Here is a 23,719-nt window from a genome sequence, read left to right on the forward strand (position 1 = left end):
GATTCTTTTTGCAGGATTGCGACTTAAAATCACGACCGTTTTCATTCCTCCCCCCCCCTCCCCCCCTCCCCCCCCTTCCTCCCCCCTCCGGGACCCCCCCTGGGACAGGCCCCCCCCGGGAGCCCCCCCCCGCTCCCGCGGGATCAGAGCTTCTTCTGCCACGCGCCCGCGTACGAGACCGGGCGGAACCCGATCGCCTCGTTGATGTCGAGCATCGGCCGGTTCTCCTCCGCGTTGAAGGTGGAGACCACGGTGGCATCCGGCACGAGCTCACGCCAGCGGAGCAGGTTCGCGCACTTCACGATCATGCCCAGACGATGCCCGCGGTGGTCCTTGGACACCAGGGTGCCGAACTGATGCGTGACGCCGGTGCGCTCCGCTCCGATGACCAGCTCGTTGTACGCGACGATGTCGCCGGTGGGCACGTGCTCCACGGCGACGACGGACACCGTCTGCCCGGCGCCCGTCAACCGCGCATCTCGCCGGGCCACCCGGTCGGCGTCCCAGACCTCCGCGACGAAGTCCATGTCGCCGCTCGGAGCGTCCGTCGACAGCCGCGCCAGCACCGCCGCGTACCCGGAGCGGAGCTCGGGCGGTGTGGGCAGCAGCCACTCCACCACGCGGTAGTCGGGTCCTGCCGCCTGCGTGGCCTCGGCCAGAGCGGCCTCCAGAGGAGCGGGGTCCGCGCGCAGGTTGAATTCACTGTTGCGCTCGACCTGCTCCAGTGTGAATCCGTGGGCGTCGACGAGGTCGCTCAGCGGCGTCGCCGGAATGCGGCCCCATCCGGTCCGAGGAACCAGCATGCGAGATGTCTCCTCCGGACGATGCAGGCTCCAGATCTGCAGCACGCTGCGCCCGCGGGCCCGTGCCTCGCTCTCGGCTCGCGCGAGGAGCGCGTCTTCGATGCCTCGGCCCCAGTGTGCGTCAGACACGAGCAGGTCGACCTCGGCAGCGTTCGCGTCCGCCTCCTGCGCGAAGGACACCGTCACCATGCCCACGATGTCGGCACCGTCGCGGGCGACGAAGCCGAGGTCGAGGGAGTCGGTGTCGTCTTGCCAGCCCGGGAGCATCTGCGCGGCATCCGGCGCGAGATCCGGGATACCGACCTGCTCGTCGCAGATCTGCCGGTTGAGTTCGCCGTACGCGCGGAAGTCGGCGGCGTCGTCAGCGTCGAGCGCGGCGGGGACGGTCAGCGGTGAGATGGTCAGTTCCGCGATGGTCATGTCGGTTCCTTCGGGGTGGCGGGCGGCTGCGGGGGAGACGGCGAAGGGCCGTCCACGGTCTCCTCCGCCCACGGACGGGGCGGAGGAGACCGATGGTGCGGTGTCGACGGCGTGCGATGCGGTCATGCGGATCAGCGCATTCCCCGCTGCATGTCGAACATGAGCATGGCGTTCGACTCCGCTGCGGAGCGGTGACGCTGCTCTCCGACGAGGAACAGGTCGGCCGGGTCGAGGGTCAGCCCTCGGCGCGGCCGCCGCGGCCGCTGAGCCCGCTGGAGCAGCCAGAGGCCGATCCGGAGGGAGAGGCGGTCCGTCAGACGGAGCTGTCGCCGTTCGTCGTCGCGGGGGAGGGGGAGGACCTCACGGTCCTCGATATCGGGCGGGTGGGTGGTGCTGCGGTACAGCGTGGTGTTCACGATGATTCCTTCGAGGTTGCGTGATGGGAGGGGGTGCGGAAGCACCGGCGCAGGCCGAGGATCCGGCCGGAGACGGTGCGGACGGTGGCGACCGCTCGGGGATGCGCTGACGCGAGAATGCGAGAGCGCGTGCCGAGGGTGGCGGGGAATCCATGACTCCGCGGTGCGGGTCAGAGGGTGGTGGCGCGGGGGAACCGGCAGGACGGATGGCCTCGGAGAGGCGTCACATCCCGGGCGACGGTTCTAGCAGATCGTGCCGAGGCGGTCGCCGGCGGTTACCGAGTACGCACGGTTCGGCGCGGTGTGCGCGGGCGCGGTGCGGCCGTTGGCCTTCGCGGTGTGCTGAGTGATCATCATCGGTAACCTCCTTTCGTGTGGCGATCCGGAGGCCAACCGTAGCGAAACTCTCAGCCGATCGTCAAGCATTTCGTGCTAGCGCCGGCGTGTCGCCGCCGGAGGAGCTCGCTCCGAGACCCGCGCGGGATCCGTGGGAATCCGCGCGATTCCGGTAGCGTAGCGACGTGATTCTCCCCCGACGAGCGGTGCCCGCATGCATCTGAAGAGCCTGACGCTCAAGGGGTTCAAGTCGTTCGCCCAGCCGACGAGCTTCGTCTTCGAGCCCGGCGTGACCTGCATCGTGGGTCCGAACGGCTCCGGCAAGTCCAACGTGGTCGACGCCCTCGCCTGGGTCATGGGGGAGCAGGGCGCGAAGACCCTCCGCGGCGGCAAGATGGAGGACGTCATCTTCGCCGGCACCTCCACGCGAGGGCCCCTCGGGCGAGCCGAGGTGCAGCTCACGATCGACAACGCCGATGGAGCACTGCCGATCGAGTACGCCGAGGTCACGATCAGCCGCACGCTGTTCCGCAACGGATCGAGCGAGTACGCGATCAACGGCGAGGGCTGCCGACTGCTCGACGTGCAGGAGCTCCTGAGCGACTCGGGTCTCGGCCGCGAGATGCATGTGATCGTGGGTCAGGGGCGCCTCGACACCGTGCTGCAGGCGTCGCCGGAGGATCGCCGTGGCTTCATCGAGGAGGCGGCGGGGATCCTCAAGCACCGACGCCGCAAGGAGAAGACCCTCCGCAAGCTCGACGCCATGGAGGCCAACCTGACGCGTCTGAGCGACCTGGCCGGTGAGATCCGGCGGCAGCTGAAGCCGCTGGGCCGTCAGGCCGAGATCGCCAGGGAGGCCCAGACGATCGCGGCCGTGGTGCGCGATGCGAAGGCCCGGCTGTTCGCGGACGACGTGGTCGCCCTGCGCACGGCCCTGGCCGACCACACCCGCACGGAGCAGGAGCGTCACACGGAGCGCCTCGTGCTGTCGGATCAGGCCGAGGCGGTGCGTGCGAGCATCGCGCGGCTCGAGAAGGACCAGAACTCTGTCGCCGTCGATGCGGCGCGCGGCGTGGCCTTCGGGCTCGAGCAGGTCCAGGAGCGCATGCGGGGGCTGTACACCCTCGCCAATCAGCGTCTTGCTCTGCTCGGCTCGGAGGAGGACGATGCCGCCGTGACCGCGGTCACGGTGACGCAGGCGACGATCGACGAGGCGAAGGACGACATCGAGACGATCTCCTCGGGGCTGGGCGATGCGCAGGATGCCGCGGTCGCGGCGAGCCGCGAGGTCGTGCACGCCAGGGCGGAGCTCGACACGCTCGACGTCGACATCGCGGAGCAGAGCGCGCTCGTGTCGGAGTACGACATGCGCCTGACGGCCCTGCGCGGTACGGCTGATGCGGCGGCGTCGGCCCTTGCCGCGGTGCGTGGTGCCGTGCTGCGCCAGGAGAATGCGCTCGAAGCGGCGAACGAACGGCGGCGGGAGGCGGCGGAGGCACTGGAGGCGATCGAGGACGCCGAGGCCCCGCAGGGCACAGCCGTCGAGCACGCTGCCGCCTATGAGAGCGCGCAGCGGGCGGCGACGGCGGCGGAGGCCGAGCGCGAGACGCTGCGCGAACGGCTCCACGCCGCGGAGCGCGAGGTCGACTCGCTCACGGCGAAGGCGGCGGCGCTGAGCAGCGCGCTGTCGCTGTCCGGTGGTGCCGCCGAGATCGTGAAGGCCGGTGGCGCGGGAGTCCGCGGACTGGTCGGCGACGCGGTGCAGGTCAGGCCGGGGTTCGAGGCGGCGATCGCCGCAGTCCTCGGTCCGCTCGCGGAGGGCGTGCTGATCGACAGCGCGGACGCCGCGTTCACGCTGGCGGCCCTGGCTGCGGCGGAGCGCCGTGGGGTCGTGGATTTCGTGGTGGCGGATGCTCTGCGCCCCGAGTCGACCGCGCCTCCCGTCGACGGTGTCACGTCCGCGATCGACGTGGTGACCGCACCCGACGGCGTCCTGGGCATCCTGTCGCATGTGCTGATCGCCGAAGACCTCGATGCGGCGCGCTCGGCGCGAGCCGCTCTGGATGCGCTGTCCGACACGCGCACGACGATCGTGACGACCAGCGGCGAGGTGATCACCGCGCAGACGCTGCGCACGGGCTCCGGTGGTGAGCGGTCGCGTCTCGAGCTCGCGGCCGAGCGCGACGCGGCGACGGAGCGGCTCGCCGAGATCCAGATCGTCGTCGACTCGCTCCGGGAGGCGCGGATCGAGGCGGACGAGCAGGTGGAGGCGACACGGCGTCAGGCCAAGGACGCGTTGCGGGCGCTGCGCGAGCACGATGCCGCCCTGGCCACGCACGCCGAGCAGGTCAACCGCGTCACGGTGCGGCACGAGTCCGCCGTGGCCGAGTGCGAGCGCCTGGAGTCGGGGCTCGCGCAGGCCCAGGCTGCGGTCGCGGATGCCGAGGCGAAGGCGAAGTCGGCCCGTGCGGAGCTCGACGAGGCCGTGGCCGCGCCGCGTCCCGTGCTGGACGCGTCTGCCCGCGACGGTCTGCTCGAGGCTCTCGAGCTCGCCCGCGAGGGAGAGGTGCGCGCGCGGCTCGAGGTCGAGACGCTGCGCGAGAGGGTGCGTGCGGCGCAGGCGAGGGTCGCGACGCTCGAACGGCAGCGCGAGCAAGAGCGGGACGCCGCCGCCGAGGCCGCCCGCCGCGCAGTGATCCGTCGGGCACAGCGGGAGGCCGCCTCCGGGGTGGCAGAGGAGCTTCCGCGCATCCTTGACTCGCTGGACCGCTCGGTGACCGAGGCCCGCGTGGCTCTCGCCGAGGCGGAGGCCGCCAGAGCAGCGCAGAACGAGGAGCTGGTGGCGCTCCGGAAGCAGGAGACGTCGCTGCGCGAGCGGCTCGCCGGCCTCACCGAGAGCGTGCACGGCCTGGAGCTGCAGATCCACGAGAAGAAGCTCCACCTGCACAGCCTGCTGGAGCGTGTGTCCTCCGAGCTGTCGCTCGACGAAGATATTCTCGTTGCGGAATATGGACCTGATCAGCTCGTTCCTCGCGATCCCGGAGTGGAGCCCCCTGCGGACGAACTGCTCGACGACACGGCGATCCCGTTCGATCGTCGTATCCAGCAGCGCCGGCTGGCCGAGGCCGAGCGGAAGCTCGCCCAGCTGGGCCGCGTCAATCCGCTCGCTCTGGAGGAGTTCGCCGCGCTCGAGCAGCGCCACGCCTTCCTGACGGAGCAGCTCGCCGACCTGACCCAGACCCGTCAGGATCTGCTGACGATCATCGCGGACCTCGACGAGCGGATGCAGACCATCTTCGCCAGTGCGTTCGAGGACACCAAGGAGGCGTTCGGCCAGGTCTTCCCGCTGCTGTTCCCCGGTGGGACGGGGAGCATCTCCCTGACCGACCCGGACAACATGCTCACGACCGGCATCGAGGTCTCGGTGCGGCCCGTCGGGAAGAAGATCGAGCGCCTGTCGCTGCTCTCCGGAGGGGAGCGGTCGCTGGCCGCTGTCGCGCTGCTGGTGGCGATCTTCAAGGCGCGTCCCAGCCCGTTCTACATCCTCGACGAGGTGGAGGCGGCCCTCGACGATGCGAACCTCGGCCGGCTGCTCACCGTGTTCGAGCAGCTGCGGGAGACATCTCAGCTCCTGGTGATCACGCACCAGAAGCGCACGATGGAGATCGCCGACGCGCTGTACGGCGTCTCGATGCGCCAGGACGGCGTGTCCGCTGTCGTCGGTCAGCGCGTCGGTGACCGCGCGGCCGCCGCGGCGAGCTGACCGGCGTAGCGAACCGCTACCCGTAGGCTGGGGGGATGGCAGAGAAGTCCTGGTCTCTCGGTCGCGCCCTGCGCGGCATGTTCGTCAAGCCCACGATCGATGAGACGACGTGGGAAGACCTGGAGACCGCCCTGATCACGGCCGACTTCGGGCCGGACATCAGCGAGCGCATCGTCGACGAGCTCCGCGACAAGGTCGCGAAGTACCGCACGACCGACCCCCGCGACCTCCAGCGCATGCTGCGCGAGACGCTCGAGGAGCACTTCGCGAAGTTCGACACGACGCTCAAGCTCACCGAGCGCCCGGCCGTCGTGCTCGTCGTCGGCGTCAACGGGGTCGGGAAGACCACCACGATCGGCAAGTTCACCAAGTTCCTGCGCGGCTACCAGCGCAGCGTCGTGGTGGGGGCCGCCGACACGTTCCGTGCCGCCGCCGTGGACCAGCTCGCCACGTGGGCGCAGCGCGGAGGGGCGGCGATCGTCCGCCCGCAGCACGAGGGGCAGGACCCGGCGTCTGTGGCGTTCCAGACCGTGGAGTACGCCAAGCGCGAGGGCATGGAGATCGCGATCATCGACACGGCCGGTCGTCTGCACACCAAGGGCGGGCTGATGGACGAGCTCGGCAAGATCCGCCGGGTCGTGGAGAAGCAGGCCCCGATCAGCGAGGTGCTGCTGGTTCTCGACGCGACGACGGGGCAGAACGGGGTCATGCAGGCGGAGACGTTCCTGCAGCACGCCGGTGTCACCGGGCTCGTGCTGACCAAGCTCGACGGGTCGGCCAAGGGCGGCTTCGTTCTCGCGGTTCAGGAGCGCACCGGGATCCCGGTGAAGCTGCTCGGACAGGGCGAGGGCATCGACGATCTGACCGGTTTCACCCCGCACGTGTTCGTGCAGGCGCTGGTCGGCTGACACAGGGCTACCGCCCTGAGCACGAGGCTGGTTTCATAGCGTTATGGCGATCGAACACGACTACTTCGGACTGCTGTCGTCGGGCCCCGACGGCTCGATCTTCTGGTCGGAGACCGTCGAGCTCGGTGACCAGAGCGTGACGGTCGACCTCACCGCTCCGGACCAGGACGACGTGTCCGCTGATGCCCTCGACATCGCCGCCGCGCTGATCGCGGGACTGGAGAACGTCGACGCCACGGCCCGCCGCGGCATGTTGTCCGAGGTGGATGACCGGACGAGCGAGGTGACCGAGTACATCCTTCAGCAGCAGGAGGCCTTCGGCGACGACCTGCCGGACGTGCTGGTGGACGTGTCCGGCGATGCAGCGGTGGACATCATCCGCTCGTTGCGCCTGATGAGCATGACGATCCTGGCGGACGAGCATGGCGGGTCCGAGCCCTTCGCGGTGCTCGAGTACGCGCTCGACGACAGTGCGACCGACGACGTGCTGCTCGTGAACCTCGGCTCGGACGGAAGCGTGCAGTCCGTGATGAGCGCTGACTGACCCGGCGCTCACCCCGCAGATCACACGGCCTGGGCGAACCCGAGGTCGGCGCCCTCGGCGATGTGCGCGAGGTGCGGCGGGATCTCCCGCCCCTTCGAGACCATGGACTGCGCCCAGAGGCGTCCGGCACGGTACGAGGAGCGCACCAGCGGTCCGGCGAGCACCCCGAGGAAGCCGATCCGCTCCGCCTCCTCCTTGAACTCGACGAACTCGGCCGGCTTCACCCAGCGGGCGACGGGGAGGTGCCGCGGCGACGGCCGCAGGTACTGCGTGATGGTGATGATGTCGCAGCCGGCGTCGTGAAGATCCTGCAGGGCCTGCACGACCTCCTCCGGCTCCTCGCCCATGCCCAGGATCAGGTTCGACTTGGTGATGAGGCCCGCGTCGCGCGCCTGGGTCAGCACTCCCAGCGAGCGCTCGTAGCGGAAGGCCGGCCGGATGCGCTTGAAGATGCGCGGGACGGTCTCGACGTTGTGGGCGAACACCTCGGGCCGGGACTCGAACACGACACCGAGCTGATCCGGGTCGCCGTTGAAGTCGGTGGCGAGCAGTTCGACGCCGGTGTTCGGGTTGAGGCGATGGATCTGGCGGACGGTCTCTGCGTTGAGCCAGGCACCGCCGTCGGGAAGGTCGTCGCGGGCGACGCACGTGACGGTGGCGTAGCGGAGGTTCATGCGCACGACGCTCTCGGCGACGCGGCGTGGCTCGTCGGTGTCGTAGTCCGCGGGCTTGCCGGTGTCGATCTGACAGAAGTCGCAGCGCCGAGTGCACTGGGATCCGCCGATCAGGAAGGTCGCCTCGCGGTCCTCCCAGCACTCGAAGATGTTGGGACAGCCCGCTTCCTGGCACACGGTGTGGAGGTCTTCGCTCTTCACGAGCGAGTGGAGGGCGGTGTACTCCGGACCCATCTTGGCCTTGGTGCGGATCCACTCGGGCTTGCGCTCGATGGGGGTCTCGGCGTTGCGGATCTCGAGTCGGAGGAGCTTCCGGCCCTCGGGGGCGGCGGTCATGCGGGGACTCCCGTCCGTGCGATGTCGGTGTATTCGGCGAGGAAGGCGGCGCGGACGGCGTCCACGAGGTCGCGGGGTTCGACGACGGCCCCGGAGACCTCGCTGACCGTGGTCACACCGGCGTCGGTGATGCCGCACGGGATGATGTCGCGGAACGGTGCGAGCGAGTTGGCGCAGTTGATGGCGAAGCCGTGCATGGTCACGCCCTGCTGCACGCGCACCCCGATGGCGGCGACCTTGTCCTCGGAGAGGGGGCGGCGAACCCACACCCCGCTGCGACCGGGCACCTGGTAGCCGTCGACGCCGAACGGTCGCAGGACGTCGATCAGCAGATGCTCGAGCCGGCGCACGTGCGCGACGACATCCATGGGCTCAGGGAGGCGGACGATCGGGTAACCGACCAGCTGCCCCGGGCCGTGCCAGGTGATCTTGCCGCCGCGGTCGACGTCGACCACGGGGGTGCCGTCCTGCGGTCGCTCGTGCGGCTCGGTGCGCTTGCCCGCCGTGTAGACGGCCTCGTGTTCGAGCAGGATCAGCGTGTCCGGACGCGCGCCGGAGAGCACATCGGCGTGCACGCGGCGCTGCAGGTCCCAGCCGTCGAGGTACGGCACGGGGGTCGGGGAGAACCCGGGGGTGAGGATGTCGAGCATGAAGTCTCGCCTCCGAAATAGTTGGATTGCGTCTAAGAATACGCCCTGTTGTGACGCCCGAGCGCGACTCGCCGCGCGCGGTAGCGTGAGGGTATGAACTCCACCGGCCGCGCTGGCCGCCCCAAGGCGTCGTCGCGCGAGACGCTCGCGGAGGCGGCGTGCGAGCTGTTCCTGGAGCGCGGGTACGACGCCACGTCGGTCGCCGACATCACGCAGCGCGCCGGGGTGAGCCGCTCCAGCTTCTTCAACTACTTCACCTCCAAGAGCGACGTGCTGTGGTCCGCCGTGGACGAGCGCATCGAGGAGGCCGTCAAACGCCTGCAGGGCCTCGGGCGCGAGGCGGACGGCGACGCCGTGCGCGGGATCCTGCGGGGCATCGTGCGGGACTTCGCGCCGGACCCGCTCGCGCTCGCTCTGCGCAACGCCGGCGCGATGGGACTGCAGGATGAACTCGTCCGCGACACCGGGGTGCGCCTGGCGCGGCTGTCGGAGGCGATCGCCACCGCGGCCCGTGGCTCCGGCGTCGACGCGATCAGGGCGGACATCCTCGGCGCAGCCCTCGCGGCCGCCGTGTTCTCCGCGTTGCGCGTGTGGGCCGAGCAGGGCGCGGGGCTCGGAACCCCGCAGGCCGTGCTCGACGACGCCCTCGGCGCGATCCACGACCTCCCGTGGTCCGGCTGAGCGAGTCGTCGGCGCTCGCGTAGAATCGGGAGCACCATGGCTACCTTTGGAACGCTCTCCGACCGTCTCACCGAGACCTTCCGCAACCTCCGCACGAAGGGGAAGCTCACCGCCGCCGACGTCGACGGCACCGTGCGCGAGATCCGTCGCGCGCTGCTCGACGCGGACGTCGCTCTTGCGGTCGTCAAGGACTTCACGGCGAAGGTGCGCGAGCGCGCGCTCGGCGACGAGGTCAACAAGGCGCTGAACCCCGCCCAGCAGGTCGTGCAGATCGTGAACGAGGAGCTCGTGCAGATCCTCGGCGGGGAACAGCGTCGTCTGCAGTTCGCCAAGACGGCGCCGACCGTCATCATGCTCGCCGGGCTCCAGGGCTCCGGAAAGACGACGTTCGCCGGCAAGCTCGCGAAGCAGCTGGAGGGGGAGGGGCACACCCCGCTCCTGGTCGCCGCCGACCTGCAGCGTCCGAATGCCGTCAACCAGCTGCAGGTCGTCGCGGAGCAGGCCGGTGCGACCGTGTACGCACCCGAGCCGGGCAACGGCGTCGGCGATCCGGTCAAGGTGTCGCGCGACGGCGTGGAGCACGCCCGTCGCCAGCAGCATGACGTGGTGATCATCGACACCGCCGGACGCCTCGGTGTCGACGCCGAGCTGATGAAGCAGGCCGCCGACATCCGCAAGGCGGTCGACCCGGACGAGGTGCTGTTCGTCATCGACGCGATGATCGGTCAGGATGCGGTCAACACGGCGAAGGCCTTCCAGGAGGGCGTCGACTTCACCGGCGTCGTCCTGTCGAAGCTCGACGGTGACGCCCGCGGTGGTGCGGCGCTCTCGGTCGCCTCCGTCACCGGCCGGCCGATCATCTTCGCCTCGACCGGTGAGCGCCTCGAAGACCTCGAGCCGTTCCACCCCGACCGCATGGCGAGCCGCATCCTCGACCTCGGCGACATCCTGACCCTGATCGAGCAGGCGCAGCAGGCGTTCGACGAGGAAGAGGCGCTGAAGGTCGCCGAGAAGCTCGCCAACGAGGCCTTCACGCTGGAGGACTTCCTCGAGCAGCTGCAGCAGATGAAGAAGATGGGCTCGATGAAGAAGATGCTCGGCATGCTGCCGGGCATGGGCCAGATGAAGCAGCAGCTGGAGGACTTCGACGAGCGGGAGATCGATCGCACCGAGGCGATCATCCGCTCGATGACGCCGGGGGAGCGGCGTAACCCCAAGATCTTGAACGGGTCGCGTCGTCTGCGCATCGCCCGGGGCTCCGGCATGACCGTGACCGACGTGAACCAGCTGGTGCAGCGTTTCGACCAGGCGGCGAAGATGATGAAGACGGTCGCGCGCGGTGGCACGCCGAACATCCCCGGCATGGGTCCCGTGCCCGGCATGGGCAAGCCGGGAGCATCGTCCAAGCGCGGCAAGAAGGGCAAGGGGTCTCAGGGACGCTCGCGCTCGGGTAACCCCGCCAAGCGGGCGGCCGAGAACGCTGGCCTGGCAGCATCCGCCTCCGCGAACGGCTCGGGCTTCGGTCTCGGCGGAGCTCCTGCGCCCACCGAGGCGGATCTCGCCGAGATCCAGAAGCTCTTCGGCAAGAGCTGATCCTCAGGCGCGTGCCGCCGGCACCGGTGGCTCCTCGCCGATCGTCGGCGTCGTCGGTGTTCGCCGTGGCCGCGCCGTCAGCTGTCCCACCACGAGCGCACCCAGAGCGAGGGCCAGTCCGACGCCCTGAACCGCGGTGAAGCTCTCCCCGAGGACGATGACGCCCAGCAGGGCGGCCACGAGCGGCGAGAGCAGGGCGAGCAGGCCGGGCGCGATCACCGGCAACTGCTGGATGCCCCGGAACCAGAGGGTGTAGGCGACGATGCCCCCGACCGTACCCAGCCAGAGGTAGCCGAGCGCTGCGGCCCCGTCGATGGACGACGGCACGCCCTCCACGGCGAGGGTCACGGGAAGCAGGAGCAGACCACCCGCGGTGAGCTGCCATCCGGCGTAGACCACGGGGCCGATGTCCCGCGGACGGCCCCAGCGCTTGGTGAGGATCATGCCGAGGCCCGTCGCGGTGACGCCGCCGAGCGCCGCGAGCACGCCCCAGAGGTCGAGCTGCGCCGCCGGACCGAGGACGACCAGTGCGACACCGCCCGCTCCGGTCACGGCGGCCGCGGCGGACACCGCCCTGATCCGCTCCTGGAGCACCAGGGCACCCAGCACCAGCACGATGAGCGGCTGCGCCCCTGCGACTGCGGCGGCGACCCCGCCGGGCAGCCGCTCGGCGGCGAGGAAGAGCAACGGGAAGAACGCGCCGATGTTGAGCGCGCCCAGCACGAGCATCTTCGGCCACCACGTGCCGCGCGGCAGGCGACGAGCGAGAAGCACGGCCACGAGACCCGCCGGGAGCGAGCGGAGCAGCCCCGCGAACAGCGGGTGGCCAGGAGGGAGGAGCTCGGTCGTGACGAGGTAGGTCGTGCCCCACGACAGCGGGGCCAGAGCGGTCAGCAGCACGATGCGCCATCTGTTCATGGCTCCAGCGTGGGGGCTTCCCGCGCATGAGTCCAACGCGGGCTTGTCATCCTATCCATGAGGCGCGATCATGATCGGATGGATCTGCAGCAACTGCGGTACGTGGTCGCGGTCGCGGCGACCGGGAGCTTCACCCGCGCGGCGGAGCAGTGCTTCGTGACGCAGTCGGCGCTGAGCCACCAGATGGCGGCGCTCGAGCGCGAGCTCGGCCATCGGCTGTTCGCGCGATCGAGCCGCAGTGTGCGCCTCACGGAGGCGGGCGAGGCGTTCCTCGAGCATGCACGGGTCGCCGTCCGCGCCGCCGAGCAGGCGAAGGACGCCGTCGCTGCGGTTGCCGGCGAGGTGACCGGAACGCTCCGCCTCGGCGCGATCCCCACCGTGACAGCGATCTCGGTGCCGGAGCTTCTGCGCGCGTTCCGGGAGGCGTATCCCGCGGCACGGGTGGAGCTGCGCGGTGGCAACAGCGACGAGCTCATCGCCGCGCTCCGCCGCGACGACCTCGACATCGCGCTGCTGGGCTTGCGCGGCGACCTGGAACCCGCGGGGGTCGCGTCTCGCGCGGTACAGCATCAGCGACTGGTCGCGGTGCTGCCGCATGACCACGGGCTCGCGACGCGGCGGCGGCTCCGGCTCGCCGATCTCGCCGGGTGCGCCTTCGCGGACTTCCCCGCCGGGACATCGGGTCGGGCGCAGAGTGACGCCGCCTTCACCGCCGCAGGACTCGAGCGGGACGTGGCCTTCGAGGTCGACACCGCTCCGCTGCTTCTCGGACTCGTGAGGGCGGGGCTCGCCGTGACCCTTCTGGCCCCGGGGGTGGTCGACGGCGCAGAAGGTGTGGTCGCGGTGGCGGTGAGCGACGGGCCCGAGCGGACGGAATACGTCGCGTGGGATGCCGTGGCTCCGAGGGGCGTGGCGCGGGCGCTGCTGGCCGTCCTGGACGGGATGCGGAACCAGGAATCGGAGCGCGGGTGAAACGAGAAGCGGGCCCGGGGGAGACCCCGGACCCGCTTCATCCTTCCTCGGACTACTTCACGTCCTCGTCGACCCAGTCCATCGACTTGGTGACGGCCTTGCGCCACAGCCGCAGCTGGCGCTCGCGCTCGGCGTCGTCCATCGTCGGCTCCCAGCGCTTGTCCTCCTGCCAGTTGGCGGAGAGGTCGTCCAGCCCGTTCCAGAAGCCGACGGCGAGACCGGCGGCGTAGGCGGCACCGAGCGCGGTGGTCTCGGCGACGACCGGGCGCACGACCGGGACCCCGAGCACGTCGGCCTGGAACTGCATGAGCGCGTCGTTGGCCACCATGCCGCCGTCGACCTTGAGCTCGCTCAGGTCCACGCCCGCATCCGCGTTGACGGCATCGAGCACGTCGCGGGTCTGGAACGCGACGGCTTCGAGCGCTGCGCGCGCGATGTGGTTCTTGTTCGCGTAGCGGGTGAGACCCACGATCGCGCCGCGGGCGTCCGGACGCCAGTACGGCGCGAACAGACCGGAGAACGCGGGGACGATGTACACGCCGCCGTTGTCCTCGACCTGCTCCGCCAGCTTCTCGACCTCGGGCGCCGAGGAGATGATCCCCAGCTGGTCGCGGAGCCACTGGATCAGCGAGCCCGTCACGGCGATCGACCCTTCGAGCGCGTAGTGCGTCGGCTGGTCCCCGAGCTTGTACCCGACGGTCGTGAGCAGCCCGTTCTTCGAGTGGACGACTTCCTCGCCCGTGTTGAAGATCAGGAAGCAGCCCGTCCCGTAGGTGTTCTTGCTCTCGCCCTTCTGGAACGCCGCCTGACCGAAGGTCGCCGCCTGCTGGTCGCCGAGGATCCCGGCGATCGGCGTCTCGCGCAGCAGCGACGAGCTCTCGGCGGTGCCGTAGACCTCGGAGGAGGAGCGGATCTCCGGCATCATCGACCGCGGCACGCCGAACACCTCGAGGATGTCGTCGCGCCACTCGAGCGTCTCCAGATCCATGAACAGCGTGCGCGAGGCGTTGGTGACGTCGGTGGCGTGCACGCCGCCGTCCACACCGCCGGTCAGGTTCCAGAGCACCCAGCAGTCGGTCGTGCCGAACAGCAGGTCGCCCGCCTCGGCCTTCTCGCGCGCACCCTCGACGTTCTCCAGGATCCACGCGATCTTGGTGCCGGAGAAGTAGGTCGCCAGCGGCAGGCCGACGACCGGCTTGAAGCGCTCGACGCCACCGTCGGCTGCGAGACGGTCGACGATCTCCTGCGTGCGGGTGTCCTGCCACACGATCGCGTTGTACACCGGCTTGCCCGTGGTCTTGTCCCAGACCACCGCGGTCTCGCGCTGGTTGGTGATGCCGACCGCGGCGATGTCGTGCCGGGTCAGGTCGGCACGGCCGAGCGCCAGTCCGATGACCTCCTGCACGTTGCGCCAGATCTCCGCCGCGTCGTGCTCGACCCAGCCAGCCTTCGGGAGGATCTGCTCGTGCTCCTTCTGGCCGGTGGCGACGATGCTGCCCTTCTTGTCGAAGATGATCGCGCGGCTCGACGTCGTGCCCTGGTCGATCGCGATGATGTAGTCAGCCATGTGTTCTCCTTTGAATTCGCTTGCGGGTAGGGATCAGCCGGCGAGGCCGAGCAGAACGGGTGCCGCGAGGGCGGCGATGACACCACCGATGAGCGGGCCGACGACCGGGACCCACGAGTAGGACCAGTCGCTCGCGCCCTTGCCCTTGATCGGGAGGATGGCGTGAGCGATGCGCGGGCCGAGGTCACGGGCGGGGTTGATGGCGTAGCCGGTCGGGCCACCGAGGGAGGCGCCGATCGCGACCACGAGCAGGGCGACCGGAAGCGCCGTGAGCGGGCCGAGGCCACCGGGGGTGCCGATCTCGATGTCGCCGTAGTCGGCGAACGCGAAGATCACGAACACCAGCACGAACGTACCGATGATCTCGGTGACGAGGTTCCAGCCGTAGGAGCGGATGGCAGGGCCGGTCGAGAACACGCCGAGCTTGTTGGCCGCTTCGGGCTCCTCGTCGAAGTGCTGCTTGTAGGCGAGCCACACGACGATCGCACCGAGGATCGCACCGAGCAGTTCCGCCCCGGTCGCGGTCAGGAACATCGCGAAGTCGATCTTGCCGGCGACGAGCAGGCCGATGCCGACGGCGGGGTTCAGGATGGCGCCCGAGTAGGCCGAGACGAGGACACCGGCGAACACCGCGAGACCCCACCCCCAGTTGACCATCAGGAAGCCGCCACCGAAGCCCTTGTTCTTCGCCAGGGCGACGTTCGCGACGACACCGCAGCCGAGCAGCACCAGCATCGCCGTGCCGACGAGCTCGGACAGGAAGTAAAGACCGAGATTGACGTCAGTCATGTCTTCATTGACCTTTCTTACGGGTCGGGGCCCCTCTGCCCCGACCCCCTATGGGGGTAGCACCGCGAGGAGGGCGGTGGTCGGACTTCCGTCAGCCGCGGGCGCGGGACGGAAGGTGGAGTCCGTGTCGTTCGTTGAGGAGGAGGCGGGTCTGCTCGACTTCGGCATCGTGCCGCTCGCGGTCCCAGCCGAGGAGGGGAGCGAGCGCCTCAGCGATCTCGTCGAGCACCTCGGCGTTGGCGCCGCCCGTGAAGGCGATGCTGGTGCGGCGCAGGATCACGTCCTCCAGCCGTGCGACCATCTCGTTCTGCACCATCCATTCGAGCTCCCGTGTGGAGAGGTCGCCGCCGGCGAGGGGCGCGTCCGGTCCCTGCTCGACGTGCGCCCAGACCTCGGCCGCCCGCGTGCCGTAACGGGCCAGCAGCTGCTCGGCACGTGCTCCGGCGCCCGGCAGGTTCTCCTGGATCCAGATGCGCTTGGCCTTCTCGGTGCGCGGGAACTCGCGTCCGCCGCCGATGGCACGACCCGCGGTCGACACCGTGCGCGTGCGACCCAGGAGGTCGAGCACCTGGTTGGACAGCGATTCGCCGAGCGCGCGGAACGTGGTCCACTTGCCACCGACCAGGCTCACCAGCGGGACGGCGCCCTGGCGGTCGACCTCGACCCGGTAGTCGCGCGAGACGAACCCGGGGGCCGTGTCCTCGTGGCGGGGGAGCGGGCGGATGCCGGAGAAGTTGTAGACGATCTGCTCGCGGGTCACCGAGATCGTCGGGAACACGTGGTGGATGAGGTCGAAGAAGTAGTCGATCTCCTCCTCGGTGCACACCGGGACCTCGCGCGGGTCGGCGTCGATGTCCGTGGTGCCGACGAGCACTCGGCCCTTCAGCGGATAGATCAGCACGATGCGGCCGTCGGAGTGCTCGAAGAAGATCTCGCGGCCGCGGGTGGCGTCCAGCAGCTCCGGGTGGTCCAGCACGATGTGCGAGCCCTTGGTGCCGCCCATGAAACGGCTCTGGAGGCCGAGCTCCTCGTTGGTGAGGTCGGTCCAGGGGCCGGACGCGTTGACGATCACGTCGGCGGACACGACGAACTCGGTGCCGCTCTCGCGGTCGCGCAGCAGCACGCTGTCGCCGTCGCGACCGACCGCCTCGACGTAGTTGAGAGCCACGGCGCCGGGGTGCGCGGCGCGCCCGTCCTGCAGCACGTCGAGGGCGAGCCGCTCCGGGTCGTGCATCGAGGCGTCGTAGTACGTCGCGGTGTACTTGATGTCCGGGTCGAGCGACGGCAGTTCAGCGAGCGACTTCTTACGTCCGAGGAAGCGGTGGCGCGGCACGGTGCCGCCGTCGCGCGAGAAGGTGTCGTAGATCGTGAGGCCGACCTTGATCAGGAACGCTCCGCGCTCCTTCGGCTTGCCGCTCTTGTGGGTGAGGAAGCGGAGCGGCGCGGAGAGGATGCCCGAGAACGTCGAGTAGATCGGGATCGTGGTCTGCAGCGGCTTGACGTAGTGCGGCGCGATCTTGAGCAGACCGTTGCGCTCCTCCACCGACTCGCGGACGAGGCGGAACTCGCCGTTCTCCAGGTAGCGGATGCCCCCGTGGATCATGTGGCTGGAGGCGGCGGAGGCCCCGGACGCGAAGTCGCCGCGCTCGACCAGGAGGACATCGACCCCCTGCAACGCCAGGTCGCGGAACGTGGAGATGCCGTTGATGCCACCGCCGATGACGAGGACGGTGGTGCGTCCGGACTCGCGGACAGCGCGGACGTCCGCGCGCTCGGGGGACGCGTGTGTGGAATCGATCATCGTCGACCCTCTCTTCCTTGCTTGCCACCAGCATCGACCCGTCTGACGTGGGCGCGCAAGTCCGCTGCACATATGTGCAAGGATCGAAGGACAGGAGGAAGTCATGGCAGGTTCCGGCGCGCAATCCCGCGACAGCAAGCTGATCGCGGCGCTCACCGCCGCTCAGCTCTACTACATGCAGGACAAGACCATGGAGGTCATCGCCACGGAGCTCGGCACGTCGCGGTCCTCGGTCTCACGGCTGCTGAGCTTCGCGCGGGAGAGCGGACTCGTCGACATCCGCATCAACTCACCGCTCGAACGGCTCGGCATGCTCGAACAGCGCATCCGCGATCGCCACCGCGTCGTCGCACACGTGGTGCCGATGGCCGAGATCGTGAGCGAGGTGGAGCGGCTGGAGCGCGTCGCCCTGACGGCGGGACGACTCCTGTCTCAGTTCGTCGACTCCAACATGATCGTGGGCGTGGCGTGGGGATCGACCATCAGTGCCGTCAGCCGTGGTCTCACGCAGAAGGAGACGCACAACACCACGTTCGTGCAGCTCAACGGCGCCGGCAACACGCAGACCAGCGGTGTGGAGTACTCCAGCGACATCCTGCAGCGCTTCGGCAGTGCGTTCGGCGCGCAGGTGCAGCAGTTCCCGGTCCCGGCGTTCTTCGACGACCCCGCGACGCGAGAGGCGATGTGGCGGGAGCGCAGCACACGGCGGGTGCTCGACCTCCAGGCGAAGATGGACATCGCGGTGTTCAGCCTCGGCTCGCCAGCGGCAGAGGTCCCCAGTCGCGTCTACGTCGGCGGGTATCTGGGGCGTGAGGACTACCGGAGCCTCCGCGAGGATCACGCGATCGGCGACGTCGCGACCGTGTTCTTCCGCGCGGACGGCTCGTGGCGCGACATCCGCGTCAACGCCAGGGCGACCGGGCCGGGCCTCGACCGCCTGCGGCGCGTGCCCCGGCGGGTGTGCGTCGTGTCCGGGGTGCCGAAGCTCGCGAGCCTGCGGGCGGCGATCGCCGCGGAGCTCATCACCGACGTCGTGCTCGACGAGGGCCTCGCGCGCCGGCTCATCGAGGACTGAACCGCCGACGGGGCGTCACTCGCCGTCGATCGACGACTCCGGCCCCGAGCGGAACTCGCGGATCAGGTGCTGCACGACCGCGGCGAGGTCGCCGTCCGTCGCGTCGGCGACGGCCAACTGACGCGCATAGCTCGCGCCTCCCTCGAGGATGCCGCCGATGCTCGCGAACTCCCGCCCGCAGCCGAGCTCGACCGCGACCGGGGCGAGCTCTTCGATCTTCTCCGCCAGATGATCTCCTACGAGACGCTGCGTTCCGATCGCGTCGACGATCACGCGAGCGTCGAGGCCGTAGCGGGCGGCGCGCCACTTGTTCTCCCGGTGGTACCAGGCGGGAAGCTCCGGAAGCGCCGCGCCCTCGTCCAGCAGCCGCGAGAAGTGCTCGACCAGCACCTGCACGAGAGCCGCGACGGCGGCCATCTCGGACAGCGTGGACAGCCCGTCGCACGCCCTCACCTCGATTGTGCCCCAGCGCGGTGCGGGGCGGATGTCCCAGCGCACCTCGGTCGCGTCGGCCATGACGCCCGTGCGGACCATGTCGTCGAGGTACCGCTCGAACTGTGCCCAGTCGCGCAGCGGCCAGGGGAGCCCAGCGGTCGGAAGCTGCTGGAACACCAGGGCGCGGTTGGAGGCGTATCCCGTGCGCTCCCCGGCCCAGAACGGGCTCGACGCCGACAGAGCCTGGAGGTGGGGGAGGTAGGCGGACAGGGCGTTGATGATCGGGAACACCTTGCGCTGGTCCTCCACGCCCACGTGCACGTGGATGCCCCAGATCATCATGTTGCGTCCCCACCACTGGGTGCGCTCGATGAGGGTGTGATACCGGGTCTTGTCCGTCACCTGCTGATCGAACCATTGCGCGAACGGGTGGCTGCCGGCGGAGAGGAGCTCGATCCCCGCCGGGTCGGTGGAGGCCCGGACCGCGGAGATGGCGTTGGCGATGTCGTCGACCGCGTGGGCCACCGAGTCGCCGATGCCGCTCGTGACCTCGATCGTGTTCGTGAGGAGCTCCCCGGTCACGGTGTGGCGTTCGTCCTCGCTCTCCGCTTCCAGCGCGGCGAGGAGCTCGGGCGCGCGGCCGACCAGATCGCCGGTCGCGGGATCGGCGAGCATGATCTCCCATTCGAGACCGACGGTGGAGCGGGCCGAAGCGGCGAAGTCGAGCTGCACGACCACAGTCTGACACGGCGTCGCCGACACGCGGCCACGCCGTGTCGCCGCGTTTCGCGCGGGGCCGGTGCATCTGGCAGAATAGAGGGTCGGACGACGTGCTCGACCCTCTATCCAGCATTCGTCCTCCCTATTGAGCTTCCGCCGGGTGTGCACCCCACTCTCCAGGCGATCGGTTCGTTTCCTTCCACACCATTCAGGAGAATCGTGTCTGTCAAGATTCGTCTCAAGCGCCTGGGCAAGATCCGCGCGCCTTACTACCGCATCGTCGTCGCCGACTCGCGCACCAAGCGCGACGGTCGTGTGATCGAGGAGATCGGCAAGTACCACCCCACCGAGGAGCCCTCCTTCATCGAGGTCGACTCCGAGCGTGCGCAGTACTGGCTGTCCGTCGGCGCTCAGCCGACCGAGCAGGTCACCGCCATCCTCAAGATCACGGGCGACTGGGGCATCTTCAAGGGCGACAAGGACGCGAAGTCCACGCTCAAGGTCGCCGAGGAGAAGACGGCGTTCGAGGCCGACTCCTCGAAGAAGTCGGTCATCAAGCCGAAGGCGGAGAAGAAGGAGGCTCCCGCTGAGGAGGCTCCCGCCGCTGACGCCGACGCGGAGGCCGCCGAGGCTCCCGCCGCCGACGCCGAGTAATCCATCGTGCTTGCCGCCGCGCTCGAGCACATCGTCAAGGGGATCGTCGATCACCCGGAGGATGTGCGCATCACCGAATCCACCTCGCCGCGAGGCGACCTCCTCGAGGTGCGCGTGCACCCCGACGACCGTGGACGCGTGATCGGGCGTGGCGGCCGCACGGCCAAAGCCCTGCGCACCCTCGTCAGCGCTCTCGCGGACGGGCGTCGCGTTCGTGTCGACGTCGCGGACGACTGACGTGGTGGCGAAGGACCGCAGCCAGGGCAGGAACCAGCTCCGCGTCGGACGGCTCGTCAAGGCGCACGGGCTGAAGGGCGCCCTGAAGCTGGAGCTGTACACCGACAACCCCGAGGGCCGATTCACCCCGGGGGCCGTGTTCACGTTGCAGGTGCCCGAGGCATCTCCGTGGCACGGCAAGGAGATCACCGTCCGCGAGTACCGAGTGATGAACGGGAACCCGGTCGTGTTCTTCGACGACGTCGACGACCGCACGGCCGCCGAGAGCCTCGTGCGCGCGATCCTCTGGATCGATCAGGACGAGGACGAGGTCGAGGAGAACGCCTGGTTCGACCACCAGCTGGTCGGACTCGACGTCGTCCGCGACGAGACCGTGGTCGGTCGCGTCGTCCGCGTCGATCACTTCCCCGCCCAGGACCTTCTCATCGTGAAGGCGGGCGAGCAGGAGATCATGGTGCCGTTCGTCGAGGCGATCGTGCCGACCGTCGATGTCGCGGGCGGCCGCGTTATCGTGACGCCGCCGTCCGGTCTGTTCGAGGAACTCCCCGACTCGGAGGATGCCCAGGCGGACGAGTCGACGGAGGCGGACGACGCTTCCGAATCGCGCTGATACGGTTCCCCCGTGCGCATCGATGTCGTCTCCATCTTCCCGTCGTACTTCGACGGCCTGACGCTGTCGCTGCTCGGAAAGGCTCGGCACACCGGTCTGCTCGATCTGCGCGTCCACGACCTCCGCGACTGGACGCACGACCGCCATCGCACGGTCGACGACACCCCGTACGGCGGGGGAGCGGGCATGGTCATGAAGCCGGAGCCGTGGGGGCTCGCCCTGGATGAGATCGCCGGTTCCGACGTGTCCGGCACCGAAGCTCCCACCTTCATCTTCCCGTCTCCGGCGGGGGAGGTCTTCACGCAGGCGACGGCGCGCGATCTCTCGACGCGGGGACATCTCGTGTTCGGTTGCGGCCGCTACGAGGGGATCGACGAGCGCGTCTTCGAGTACGCGTCCGGCCTGGGCGAGGTCCGGTTGCTCAGCCTCGGCGACTACGTGCTGAACGGCGGCGAGGTCGCCGCGATGGCGATGATCGAGGCTGTCGGACGGCTCATCCCCGGTGTCGTCGGCAATCCGGAGAGCCTCGTCGAGGAGTCGCACGAGGACGGGCTGCTGGAGTACCCGTCGTACACGAAGCCCTCGGTCTGGCGCGAGCGTGCGGTGCCGGAGGTGCTGCTCAGCGGCAACCACGGGGCGATCGCGGCCTGGCGCCGCGAACAGCAGATCGAACGGACTCGGCGCCGTCGGCCGGACCTCCTGCCACCGGCGGAGGCCTGAACCGACCTCCGAACGCGTGTCGCGCACCTGTTAGCGTCGGAGCATGGTGGACAGGGCACTCGCGCAGTCGTTCGAGACGATCGGCGAGGAGTACGACTGTCATCGGCCAGGATTCCCCGTCGCCGCGGTCGAAGCCATCCTCCCCGCCGCGGTTCCTACGGTGCTCGACCTCGGCGCGGGGACGGGCAAGTTCACCGAGCTCCTGCTCGAGCGCGCGGATCACGTGGTGGCCGTCGAGCCTTCCGCGCCGATGCGCGAGGTGCTTTGGTCCAAGCTGCCAACGGTCAGCGCTCTCGACGGTACGGCTGAGCGCATCCCCCTGGGCGACGGCGCCGTCGACGCGGTCTGCGTTGCGCAGGCCTTCCACTGGTTCGACCGAGACACGGCCGCGGCGGAGATCGCGCGGGTGCTGGTGCCGACGGGTGTGCTGGGTCTGCTCTGGAATCGCGCGGATCCGACGTGCGCGTGGGACGTCGCATGTCACCGCATCGCGCACCCGGCCGTGGGCGATGCCGATGCCACGACCGCGACCGCCGTGGAGCTGCCGGGCTTCGACTTCGTCGGGCACCACGAGATCCGCTGGAAGGAACGGATCAGCCGTGCCGGCTACGTCGCCCGGTGGGCCACGGTCAGCAGCTATCTCGTCGCGAACGAGTCCGGGCGCCGCGCGATGCGTGATGCGATCGAGGCCGTGCTCGACGACAGCCCGGAGACGGCGGGCAGGGCGGCCTTCGACCTTCCGCATCTGACTGACGTCTTCCGCTACCGGCGCGCATGAGGATCTGGTCGTTGCATCCGGTGTACCTCGACCGGCAGGGCCTCGTGGCGTGCTGGCGCGAGACCCTGCTCGCTCAGGCTGTGCTCGCCGGAACGACGAAGGGCTATCGCGAGCACCCGCAGCTGGCGCGCTTCCGCGAGGCACCCGAGCCGTCGACGGCGGTGTCGGCCTATCTGCGCGGTCTTGCGGACGAGGCTGACGCGCGTGGCTACCGCTTCGATCGCTCGCGCATCCGTACCCTCGGCACCACTGTGCCGCCCCTCGAGGTCACCACCGGTCAACTCGACCTGGAGTGGCGCCATCTGCGTGCCAAGCTCGCCGCCCGAAGCCCGGACCGCCTGGCCCTGCATGCGCACACGCACCGTCCGGCGCCTCATCCGCTGTTCGTCGTGGTCGAGGGCCCCGTGGCGTCGTGGGAACGGGCGTGACGTCGCGGGTCAGTCGACGCCGAGGAAGGAACGGTCGGTGAGGATGATCGGCCCGTCATCCGTGATCGCGATGGTGTGCTCCGAATGCGCACCGCGGGAGCCGTCGACGCTGCGCAGCGTCCAGCCGTCGGGGTCGGTCACGAGCTCGTCGGTGGTCGCGAGGAACCACGGCTCGAGAGCCAGGACCAGGCCGGCGCGGAGCGGGAAGCCGCGGCCCGCTCTGCCGTCGTTCGCCACATGCGGGTCTCCGTGCATGGTGCGTCCGACGCCGTGCCCGCCGAAGTCGGTGTTGATGGAGTAGCCCTCGCCGTGGGCGACGTCGGCGATCGCAGCGGAGATGTCGCCGATGCGGTTGCCCACGACAGAGGTCTTGATCGCGGCCGTGAGAGCCCGCTCGGTGGTGTCGATCAAACGCAGGTCCTCGTCGCGCGGCGTGCCGACCACGAACGAGACGGCGGAGTCGGCCACCCATCCGTCGACGGAGACCGCGAAGTCGAGGGTGACCAGATCGCCGTCGCGCAGGGTGTAGTCGTGGGGGAGGCCGTGCAGGACCGCGTCGTTCACGGAGGTGCAGATGACCTTGCCGAAGGGGCTCGCCCCGAAGGACGGGTGGTAGTCGATGTAGCAGGACTCCGCGCCCGCTCTGCGGATCATGTCGTGGGCGCGACGGTCGATCGCCAGAAGGTTGGTGCCCACTTTCGTCTCGTCGCGCAGGGTCGCCAGGGTCTCGGCGACGAACCGGCCTGCCGCGCGCATCTCGTCGATCTCGGCAGGGGTGCGCAGTTCGATCATGGGTGTCCTCTCGTTTCCTCCATTCTCCCTGATCGAAGCGCCCAGGGGAGCCGCGCGCTCAGAGCGAACACGCTGACCCGACGAGGGGCGATCGACGTA

The 23,719-nt window shown here is 69.6% G+C and carries 23 protein-coding genes; 13 read left to right on the plus strand and 10 right to left on the minus strand.

What is annotated here, in order from left to right:
• Positions 1 to 143 precede the first annotated feature (143 nt).
• Positions 144 to 1,223, minus strand: a complete 1,080-nt coding sequence (locus ACFV3I_RS09820) for a GNAT family N-acetyltransferase (RefSeq protein ID WP_247638731.1) — start codon at positions 1,221 to 1,223, stop codon at positions 144 to 146.
• Positions 1,224 to 1,354: 131 nt separating this feature from the next.
• Positions 1,355 to 1,639, minus strand: a complete 285-nt coding sequence (locus ACFV3I_RS09825) for a hypothetical protein (RefSeq protein WP_136034554.1) — start codon at positions 1,637 to 1,639, stop codon at positions 1,355 to 1,357.
• Positions 1,640 to 2,189: 550 nt separating this feature from the next.
• Between ACFV3I_RS09825 and smc the strand changes: the two genes are divergently transcribed.
• Genes smc through ACFV3I_RS09840 form a run of 3 tightly spaced genes read left to right on the plus strand, consistent with a single transcriptional unit; the run spans position 2,190 to position 7,190 of the window.
• Positions 2,190 to 5,738, plus strand: coding sequence for a chromosome segregation protein SMC (smc, locus tag ACFV3I_RS09830; RefSeq protein ID WP_247638732.1), 3,549 nt, complete (start codon positions 2,190 to 2,192; stop codon positions 5,736 to 5,738).
• Positions 5,739 to 5,773: 35 nt separating this feature from the next.
• Positions 5,774 to 6,646: a signal recognition particle-docking protein FtsY gene (gene ftsY / locus ACFV3I_RS09835; protein WP_136034558.1), complete on the plus strand. Its 873-nt coding sequence runs from the start codon at positions 5,774 to 5,776 to the stop codon at positions 6,644 to 6,646.
• 43 nt (positions 6,647 to 6,689) lie between these two features.
• Positions 6,690 to 7,190, plus strand: a complete 501-nt coding sequence (locus ACFV3I_RS09840; RefSeq protein WP_136034560.1) for a DUF2004 domain-containing protein — start codon at positions 6,690 to 6,692, stop codon at positions 7,188 to 7,190.
• A gap of 20 nt (positions 7,191 to 7,210) precedes the next feature.
• Here the strand turns inward: ACFV3I_RS09840 and lipA are convergent, their stop codons facing one another.
• On the minus strand, positions 7,211 to 8,200 hold the full coding sequence (gene lipA, locus ACFV3I_RS09845) for a lipoyl synthase (protein ID WP_136034562.1): 990 nt from the start codon (positions 8,198 to 8,200) through the stop codon (positions 7,211 to 7,213).
• Positions 8,197 to 8,850, minus strand: a complete 654-nt coding sequence (lipB, locus tag ACFV3I_RS09850) for a lipoyl(octanoyl) transferase LipB (protein ID WP_136034564.1) — start codon at positions 8,848 to 8,850, stop codon at positions 8,197 to 8,199. Before lipB ends, lipA begins: the two co-directional genes overlap by 4 nt.
• Positions 8,851 to 8,943: 93 nt before the next feature.
• Here lipB and ACFV3I_RS09855 point away from each other — a divergent pair, with 93 nt between their 5' ends.
• The gene (locus ACFV3I_RS09855; RefSeq protein ID WP_136037014.1) at positions 8,944 to 9,531 is read left to right on the plus strand and encodes a TetR/AcrR family transcriptional regulator; all 588 of its coding nucleotides are present in this window, start codon (positions 8,944 to 8,946) and stop codon (positions 9,529 to 9,531) included.
• 36 nt (positions 9,532 to 9,567) lie between these two features.
• Positions 9,568 to 11,124, plus strand: coding sequence for a signal recognition particle protein (gene ffh / locus ACFV3I_RS09860; RefSeq protein ID WP_136034568.1), 1,557 nt, complete (start codon positions 9,568 to 9,570; stop codon positions 11,122 to 11,124).
• Between the two features lie 3 nt (positions 11,125 to 11,127).
• Here the strand turns inward: ffh and ACFV3I_RS09865 are convergent, their stop codons facing one another.
• Complete coding sequence (locus ACFV3I_RS09865; RefSeq protein WP_136034570.1) at positions 11,128 to 12,042, minus strand: EamA family transporter; 915 nt, start codon at positions 12,040 to 12,042, stop codon at positions 11,128 to 11,130.
• A gap of 78 nt (positions 12,043 to 12,120) precedes the next feature.
• Here ACFV3I_RS09865 and ACFV3I_RS09870 point away from each other — a divergent pair, with 78 nt between their 5' ends.
• On the plus strand, positions 12,121 to 13,014 hold the full coding sequence (locus ACFV3I_RS09870) for a LysR family transcriptional regulator (protein WP_247638734.1): 894 nt from the start codon (positions 12,121 to 12,123) through the stop codon (positions 13,012 to 13,014).
• Positions 13,015 to 13,066: 52 nt separating this feature from the next.
• Here ACFV3I_RS09870 and glpK read toward each other — a convergent pair whose 3' ends face one another.
• The 3 genes from glpK to ACFV3I_RS09885 all read right to left on the minus strand — a co-directional run bounded on the left by glpK (position 13,067) and on the right by ACFV3I_RS09885 (position 17,171).
• On the minus strand, positions 13,067 to 14,581 hold the full coding sequence (gene glpK / locus ACFV3I_RS09875) for a glycerol kinase GlpK (protein ID WP_136034574.1): 1,515 nt from the start codon (positions 14,579 to 14,581) through the stop codon (positions 13,067 to 13,069).
• Between the two features lie 33 nt (positions 14,582 to 14,614).
• Positions 14,615 to 15,370 (minus strand): MIP/aquaporin family protein, encoded by a 756-nt coding sequence (locus tag ACFV3I_RS09880; RefSeq protein WP_136034578.1) that lies wholly within the window; start codon positions 15,368 to 15,370, stop codon positions 14,615 to 14,617.
• A 91-nt stretch (positions 15,371 to 15,461) separates the two neighbouring features.
• The gene (locus ACFV3I_RS09885; RefSeq protein WP_378822759.1) at positions 15,462 to 17,171 is read right to left on the minus strand and encodes an FAD-dependent oxidoreductase; all 1,710 of its coding nucleotides are present in this window, start codon (positions 17,169 to 17,171) and stop codon (positions 15,462 to 15,464) included.
• 103 nt (positions 17,172 to 17,274) lie between these two features.
• On the opposite strand from ACFV3I_RS09885, the gene ACFV3I_RS09890 reads away from it, so the two are divergent.
• Positions 17,275 to 18,246, plus strand: a complete 972-nt coding sequence (locus tag ACFV3I_RS09890; RefSeq protein WP_136034582.1) for a sugar-binding transcriptional regulator — start codon at positions 17,275 to 17,277, stop codon at positions 18,244 to 18,246.
• A 15-nt stretch (positions 18,247 to 18,261) separates the two neighbouring features.
• On the opposite strand, the gene ACFV3I_RS09895 is transcribed toward ACFV3I_RS09890, so the two are convergent.
• On the minus strand, positions 18,262 to 19,413 hold the full coding sequence (locus ACFV3I_RS09895) for a glutamate--cysteine ligase (protein WP_136034584.1): 1,152 nt from the start codon (positions 19,411 to 19,413) through the stop codon (positions 18,262 to 18,264).
• 207 nt (positions 19,414 to 19,620) lie between these two features.
• Between ACFV3I_RS09895 and rpsP the strand changes: the two genes are divergently transcribed.
• The 6 genes from rpsP to ACFV3I_RS09925 are packed head-to-tail and all read left to right on the plus strand — an operon-like array spanning position 19,621 to position 22,828.
• Complete coding sequence (rpsP, locus tag ACFV3I_RS09900; RefSeq protein WP_136037018.1) at positions 19,621 to 20,055, plus strand: 30S ribosomal protein S16; 435 nt, start codon at positions 19,621 to 19,623, stop codon at positions 20,053 to 20,055.
• Between the two features lie 6 nt (positions 20,056 to 20,061).
• The gene (locus tag ACFV3I_RS09905) at positions 20,062 to 20,292 is read left to right on the plus strand and encodes an RNA-binding protein (RefSeq protein WP_136034588.1); all 231 of its coding nucleotides are present in this window, start codon (positions 20,062 to 20,064) and stop codon (positions 20,290 to 20,292) included.
• Between the two features lies 1 nt (position 20,293).
• A complete protein-coding gene (gene rimM, locus ACFV3I_RS09910) occupies positions 20,294 to 20,902 on the plus strand; it encodes a ribosome maturation factor RimM (RefSeq protein ID WP_136034591.1) in 609 nt (202 codons plus the stop codon).
• Positions 20,903 to 20,914: 12 nt separating this feature from the next.
• A complete protein-coding gene (gene trmD / locus ACFV3I_RS09915; RefSeq protein WP_247638736.1) occupies positions 20,915 to 21,622 on the plus strand; it encodes a tRNA (guanosine(37)-N1)-methyltransferase TrmD in 708 nt (235 codons plus the stop codon).
• Positions 21,623 to 21,665: 43 nt separating this feature from the next.
• Complete coding sequence (locus tag ACFV3I_RS09920) at positions 21,666 to 22,400, plus strand: class I SAM-dependent methyltransferase (RefSeq protein ID WP_378822760.1); 735 nt, start codon at positions 21,666 to 21,668, stop codon at positions 22,398 to 22,400.
• Positions 22,397 to 22,828 carry a pyrimidine dimer DNA glycosylase/endonuclease V gene (locus ACFV3I_RS09925; protein ID WP_136034598.1) on the plus strand — a complete coding sequence of 144 codons (432 nt, stop codon included), beginning with the start codon at positions 22,397 to 22,399 and terminating at the stop codon, positions 22,826 to 22,828. The genes ACFV3I_RS09920 and ACFV3I_RS09925 overlap by 4 nt, the downstream gene beginning before the upstream one ends.
• A 9-nt stretch (positions 22,829 to 22,837) precedes the next feature.
• On the opposite strand, the gene map is transcribed toward ACFV3I_RS09925, so the two are convergent.
• Positions 22,838 to 23,620, minus strand: coding sequence for a type I methionyl aminopeptidase (gene map, locus ACFV3I_RS09930; protein WP_136034600.1), 783 nt, complete (start codon positions 23,618 to 23,620; stop codon positions 22,838 to 22,840).
• Positions 23,621 to 23,719 lie beyond the last annotated feature (99 nt).

It is taken from the genome of Microbacterium sp. NPDC059771 (assembly GCF_042732495.1).
In the GTDB taxonomy this organism is placed as follows: Bacteria; Actinomycetota; Actinomycetes; order Actinomycetales; family Microbacteriaceae; genus Microbacterium; species Microbacterium sufflavum.

Coding starts and splice junctions, on each gene's coding strand:
- glpK (WP_136034574.1), bottom strand. CDS start 14,581: ATGGCTGACTACATCATCGCGATCGACCAGGGCACGACGTCGAGCCGC.
- ACFV3I_RS09890 (WP_136034582.1), top strand. CDS start 17,275: ATGGCAGGTTCCGGCGCGCAATCCCGCGACAGCAAGCTGATCGCGGCG.
- ACFV3I_RS09855 (WP_136037014.1), top strand. CDS start 8,944: ATGAACTCCACCGGCCGCGCTGGCCGCCCCAAGGCGTCGTCGCGCGAG.
- lipB (WP_136034564.1), bottom strand. CDS start 8,850: ATGCTCGACATCCTCACCCCCGGGTTCTCCCCGACCCCCGTGCCGTAC.
- ACFV3I_RS09920 (WP_378822760.1), top strand. CDS start 21,666: ATGGTGGACAGGGCACTCGCGCAGTCGTTCGAGACGATCGGCGAGGAG.
- ACFV3I_RS09880 (WP_136034578.1), bottom strand. CDS start 15,370: ATGACTGACGTCAATCTCGGTCTTTACTTCCTGTCCGAGCTCGTCGGC.
- ACFV3I_RS09820 (WP_247638731.1), bottom strand. CDS start 1,223: ATGACCATCGCGGAACTGACCATCTCACCGCTGACCGTCCCCGCCGCG.
- lipA (WP_136034562.1), bottom strand. CDS start 8,200: ATGACCGCCGCCCCCGAGGGCCGGAAGCTCCTCCGACTCGAGATCCGC.
- smc (WP_247638732.1), top strand. CDS start 2,190: ATGCATCTGAAGAGCCTGACGCTCAAGGGGTTCAAGTCGTTCGCCCAG.
- map (WP_136034600.1), bottom strand. CDS start 23,620: ATGATCGAACTGCGCACCCCTGCCGAGATCGACGAGATGCGCGCGGCA.
- ACFV3I_RS09865 (WP_136034570.1), bottom strand. CDS start 12,042: ATGAACAGATGGCGCATCGTGCTGCTGACCGCTCTGGCCCCGCTGTCG.
- ACFV3I_RS09885 (WP_378822759.1), bottom strand. CDS start 17,171: ATGATCGATTCCACACACGCGTCCCCCGAGCGCGCGGACGTCCGCGCT.
- ffh (WP_136034568.1), top strand. CDS start 9,568: ATGGCTACCTTTGGAACGCTCTCCGACCGTCTCACCGAGACCTTCCGC.
- ACFV3I_RS09925 (WP_136034598.1), top strand. CDS start 22,397: ATGAGGATCTGGTCGTTGCATCCGGTGTACCTCGACCGGCAGGGCCTC.
- ACFV3I_RS09870 (WP_247638734.1), top strand. CDS start 12,121: ATGGATCTGCAGCAACTGCGGTACGTGGTCGCGGTCGCGGCGACCGGG.
- ftsY (WP_136034558.1), top strand. CDS start 5,774: ATGGCAGAGAAGTCCTGGTCTCTCGGTCGCGCCCTGCGCGGCATGTTC.
- ACFV3I_RS09840 (WP_136034560.1), top strand. CDS start 6,690: ATGGCGATCGAACACGACTACTTCGGACTGCTGTCGTCGGGCCCCGAC.